At 70.8% G+C, this 5,165-nt stretch carries 4 protein-coding genes and 1 tRNA gene; 2 read left to right on the plus strand and 3 right to left on the minus strand.

Annotated features, from left to right (window positions below; translation table 11 throughout):
• Nucleotides 1-60: 60 nt before the first annotated feature.
• The 3 genes from WD250_03485 to WD250_03495 all read right to left on the minus strand — a co-directional run bounded on the left by WD250_03485 (nt 61) and on the right by WD250_03495 (nt 2,297).
• A tRNA-Leu gene (locus WD250_03485) sits at nt 61-144 on the minus strand.
• 90 nt (nt 145-234) lie between these two features.
• Entirely contained in the window at nt 235-1,545 is a 1,311-nt protein-coding gene (locus WD250_03490; protein MEX2619262.1) for a M15 family metallopeptidase, read from the minus strand.
• Nucleotides 1,546-1,697: 152 nt separating this feature from the next.
• Nucleotides 1,698-2,297, minus strand: coding sequence for a DUF1802 family protein (locus WD250_03495; GenBank protein MEX2619263.1), 600 nt, complete (start codon nt 2,295-2,297; stop codon nt 1,698-1,700).
• A 94-nt stretch (nt 2,298-2,391) separates the two neighbouring features.
• Here WD250_03495 and WD250_03500 point away from each other — a divergent pair, with 94 nt between their 5' ends.
• Nucleotides 2,392-3,204: a tRNA (adenine-N1)-methyltransferase gene (locus tag WD250_03500; GenBank protein ID MEX2619264.1), complete on the plus strand. Its 813-nt coding sequence runs from the start codon at nt 2,392-2,394 to the stop codon at nt 3,202-3,204.
• A gap of 201 nt (nt 3,205-3,405) precedes the next feature.
• On the plus strand, nt 3,406-5,127 hold the full coding sequence (arc, locus tag WD250_03505) for a proteasome ATPase (GenBank protein MEX2619265.1): 1,722 nt from the start codon (nt 3,406-3,408) through the stop codon (nt 5,125-5,127).
• The last annotated feature ends 38 nt before the right edge of the window (nt 5,128-5,165 follow it).

Consider the following 5,165-nt stretch of genomic DNA (forward strand, 5'->3'; position numbering starts at 1 on the left):
TCCGCTGTGCGGGGTGTGGCGGTCGCGCAGCGACCGCCCTGAGGATGCTGACCTCGTGGGTGTCGGTGGGGAGACTTGAACTCCCAAGAGCCGAAGCTCACACGGCCCTCAACCGTGCGCGTCTACCAATTCCGCCACACCGACCGGGGGTGGAGCAGGAGTATGCCAAGCAGCCTCCTGCGTCTGCAACGCTCGAAGGATAGCCGCCGTCGGGGCGGCCCTCAGCAACGCCACCTACTGCAGGATCGCGCCGAGCTCGAAGTGCATGCCGTCGGGAGTGCCCCATCGGCCGCCCCAGACGAAGCCCCAGCGGTCGAAGATCTCGACGATGCGGGGGTCCATCTGCGGCGTGGCCCCGTACCCGTTGGTGGAGACGTTGAAGTCCGCTGCCAGGCCCCAGGCGTGCATCGACAGGCCGCGGTCGGCGTTGAACAGGATGTGGCGGGGCACCCAGCATCCGCCGTACTGGGTCGGGTCGATCAGGTCAGCCAGCCCGCGGTCCTTGATCTCCTGGAGGGCCCCCCGCAGCTGCGGGATCAGGAGGCGGTGGCAGACGACGGCGCCGCGCAGGATCGGCACCTCGGCGCGGACGATGTTGCGACGCACCCACGCCGAGTCGATCTGGATCATGCCGTCGCCGAAGGAGACGTAGTTGAACGGCTCGAAGGCGTTGCGGGCGGCCGCACCGGAGAGGAACGCCCGCTGCTCGGTGGGTTGCTCCAGCACCTCCGGAACCATGCCGATCGCCTGCTCGACGCGCTCGGCCACGTCACCGGCGGAGCTGTCGCCCGCCACCGAGATGAGCACCGACCGGGTGCCCTCCAGGCCCAGCTCCTCGCCGGTGTCACTGCTCACGATCGCGTCGGCGACCGGTGGGGCACCGTTGGAGGCCAGAGCCCCCACCCGCAGGGTCGTGCGGTTGGCGGCGGGCAGGCGCTGGCCGAGCTCGAGCTCGAGGCGGTGCCCGACGTCGTGCAGGAAGGCGGCATCGCCCTCGCTGATGCGCTGCCAGACCTCCACCGCGTCCGCGGTGACCTGCGGGGTCAGCACCCGAAAGCCCGCGGGGTCCACCGCCGCCACCCGCACCGCAGTCACGACGTCCTTGGACGCGATGTCGACCTGGCCGATCGTCAGGGCCGTGGCGAAAGCCACGCCCTCGATGCCGAGGACCTCCTGGAGGATGGTCTCCCGCTCCAGCGGCACGCCGTCCAGCCGGAGCGTGGGCGTCTGGACCGCGACCTCCTCGAAGTCCCCCGGGGCGGCGGCAGCGCCGCCGGACACGGGGGCGGTCTCGCCCTGCCCCGCCCCCTGGGTCGGCAGGTCCGGTGGGTCGACGGTCCGCGACGCCGGCACGGCCCCCGGGGCGTCGGGGTCGGCGGTGACCGGCACCGATTGGCTCCTCAGCGGCCCCCCGGCGCCGCGAGCCGCGACCCCGTCGACCGTCAGGGTGGAGACCGCCGGGCTGCATGTGGTCAGGACCAGGCACGCCACCGCCGCGATCATGGCGGTGCGTGGGGTGCTCAGGCGGCGGAAGCGCTCTGTCATGTGGCCTTGGGGAAACGCGTGGTCACGGCTATCTCTTCGTCGCTCGGAGGACACCCGGACATCGGCCATACCCATGGACACGTGCCAGCTTCCGGGCTGCACAGGATACGTGCAGGCAACCTCCATGTGTCAACGACATGGGCACACCATCGTTACGCGCCGCCCAGCTCGGGCCCGAGCGCGTCCCGCACGCGGCGCGCGTCGGCGACCAGGCGCTGCTCGTCGAGCACGGGTGTTCCCGCCCCGGGTTCCCAGGCCACCGGCAGGTCGATCCACGAGCGGCACCCGCCGTACGCCTCGTCGCGGGGCAGTCGCTGCGCCTCGGGCAGCGCGACGGCGCGCACGACCAGGGCCTGGAGCAGATGTCGTGGCCGGAAGTCGAGCCGGTCGGCCTGCACCGACGCCGCCGTCCAGATGTGCAGGTCGGCGATCGCCTCCAGGTGCTCGGGACGGTGGACGGGGATCGCATCGACCAGCGTGAGGCCGCAACGCACCACGAACGTCCCGTCGACCTCGTCGACGTCGGCCGCGCCGCGCCCCAGCAGGTCGGTGTGCTCGGGGCGCACCCGCTCGGCGTGGCTGTGCGCGACGGTCGGGAAGACGACGAAGCGACCGGCGTCCCCGACCGAGAAGGCCCGCTCGTGGATCCCACCCTTGCGCAGCAGGACCGTCTGGCGGCCGTCCAGCAGGGCATGCGTGACCGCTGCCCACTCCTTCAGGGCGAGGGTCTGCGCCACGCGCACGGTGCTCATCGCTGGCAGTGTAGGCGCGGTCCGCCCCGACCGCCGCGTGCGCACCGGGCCGTGCTTCGTGCCGGTCCAGACGACCAGCAGTAGGGTGCGCGCCATGGCCACCACCCCACGCCGCCCCGGGCACCCCGACCCGTTCACGGTGGGGGACAAGGTGCTGCTGCTCGACCGCAAGGGCCGGCGCTATCTGCTGACCCTGAGCGAGGGCGGCGAGTTCCACTACCACGCGGGCATCGTGGCCCACGCCGACCTGCTCGGCCTGCCCGAGGGCAGCCGGGTCCGCAGCACCAAGGGATCGGGCCTGCGAGCGCTGCGGCCCACATCGGCGGACTGGACCGTGAAGGCCCCACGCGGGGCACAGGTCATCTACCCGAAGGACCAGGCGATGATCGTCGCGCTGGCCGACATCGGACCCGGCGCGATCGTGGTCGAGGCGGGCGCGGGGTCCGGTGCGCTGACCAGTGCGCTCCTGCGCGCGGTGGGGCCCACCGGGCGCGTGATCAGCTTCGAGCTGCGCGACGAGCACGCCGACGTGGCGCAGCGCAACGTCGCCGAGCGATTCGGCGGTCCGCCCCCGAACTGGGAGCTGCGCCGGGGCGACGTCATCGAGGGCCTGTCCGACACCCCGTGCGAGCGGCTGGTGCTGGACCTCCTGGACCCCTCGGAGGTCCTGAAGCCCGCGGCGACGGCGCTGCGTCCGGGGGGCATCCTGTGCGTCTACACGCCGACGGTGCCGCAGGTGATGCGCCTGCACGACGCGCTGGACGCCGATGTGCGCTGGGGGCTGGCCGAGACCGTGGAGACGCTGGTGCGGGGCTGGCACGTCGACGGGCTCGCCGTGCGACCGAACCATCGGATGGTGGCCCACACCGCCTTCCTGACCACGGCAAGGCGCCTGCCCCCGGACTGAGACGTGAATAGCTCCGAGCCTGCGAGGGCGATTCTCTGCTGTGCCGGGTGTGGGGGGGGGGGGGCCCCCCCCCCCCCCCCCCGGGACTACTGAGCTGAGCGGGCGGAACCGGGGCCGCAGGGTGGGGCGGGCCCTATACTCGCAACGGAACCTCCAACGAGCTGCATCGAGGGCCTGCACGGCCCGGGAGGACATATCCGAATGCCCGACCATCAAGCCGAGATCCTCGAACTGCGCACCCAGATCACCTTCCTCGAGGAGGAGGCCGCCTTGCTGCGGCGCCGTCTGGATGACGCGCCGGGACGGATCCGGACGCTCGAAGAGCGCTTGCTGGAGACCAAGGGCCAGCTGTCGGCGGCGATGGCCCAGAACGCCAAGCTGGCGGACACGCTGCGCGAGGCCCGGGACCAGATGGTGACCCTGAAGGAGCAGGTCGAGAAGCTGTCCGGCCCGCCGTCGGGCTTCGGGGTCTTCCTCCAGGCCCGCGACGACGGCACCGTCGAGATCTTCTCCCGGGGGCAGAAGCTGCGCGTGGCGGTCAGCCCGGACGTGGAGGTCGACCAGCTCGTCCACGGCCAGGAGGTCGTGCTCAACGAGGCCCTGAACGTGATCGAGGCCGCGCGTTTCGAGGTCATCGGCCAGGTCATGACGCTGAAGGAGCACATGGACGACGAGCGTCTCCTGGTCATCGGCCGCACCGATGACGAGCAGGTGGTGCGCATCGCCGAGCCCCTCCACGCCACCCATCTGCGCGCGGGGGACTCCCTGCTGGTCGACACCCGCAGCGGCTACGCCCTCGAACGCCTGCCGCGCTCCGAGGTGGAGGAGCTGGTCCTGGAGGAGGTGCCCGACATCGACTACAGCGACATCGGGGGCCTCGCCGCCCAGATCGAAGCCATCCAGGACGCCGTCGAGCTGCCGTTCCTGCACGCCGACCTCTTCCTGGAACACGAGCTGAAGCCGCCGAAGGGCATCCTGCTGTACGGGCCCCCGGGCTGCGGCAAGACCATGATCGCCAAGGCGGTCGCCAACTCCCTGGCCAAGCGCGTGGCCGAGAAGGAAGGCCGTGCGGATGCGCGCAGCTACTTCCTGAACATCAAGGGACCCGAGCTGCTGAACAAGTACGTGGGCGAGACCGAACGCCAGATCCGCCTGATCTTCCAGCGGGCCCGCGAGAAGGTCGAGGAGGGCCACCCGGTCATCGTCTTCTTCGACGAGATGGACTCCATCTTCCGGACCCGCGGCTCGGGCATCTCCAGCGACGTGGAGACCACCATCGTCCCGCAGCTGCTGAGCGAGATCGACGGGGTGGAGACGCTGAAGGACGTCATCGTCATCGGGGCGTCCAACCGCGAGGACATGATCGACCCGGCGATCCTGCGCCCGGGGCGCCTCGACGTGAAGATCAAGATCGAGCGGCCCGACGTCGAGGCGGCCAAGGAGATCTTCGCGGTCTACCTCCACAAGGACCTGCCGCTGCATCCCGACCTGGTGAAGGAGCACGGCGGCGAGGCGGAGGCGGTCAGCTCGCTGATCGCGGAGACCTGCCAGCGGATGTACGCGGAGGCCGACGAGAACCGCTTCCTGGAGGTGACGTACGCCAACGGCGACAAGGAGATCCTGTTCTTCAAGGACTTCAACTCCGGCGCCATGATCGAGAACGTCGTCGCCCGCTCGAAGAAGTCCGCCATCAAGCGCTACCTGAACGAGGGCCAGCGCGGCATCTGCGCGGAGGACCTCTTCCAGGCCATCCGGGACGAGTTCAAGGAGAACGAGGACCTGCCCAACACCACCAACCCGGATGACTGGGCGCGCATCTCGGGCAAGAAGGGCGAGCGCATCGTGTACGTGCGCACCCTCATCGCCGACGGCGGGGAGCCCGGCAAGTCGATCGAGAGCGTCAACACCGGCCAGTACCTGTAACTGCGGCGGCTGGCGCCTGGCGGCGCCACCGCCAGGTG

The sequence above is a fragment of the Egibacteraceae bacterium genome (genome assembly GCA_040905805.1).
In the GTDB taxonomy this organism is placed as follows: Bacteria; Actinomycetota; Nitriliruptoria; order Euzebyales; family Egibacteraceae; genus DATLGH01.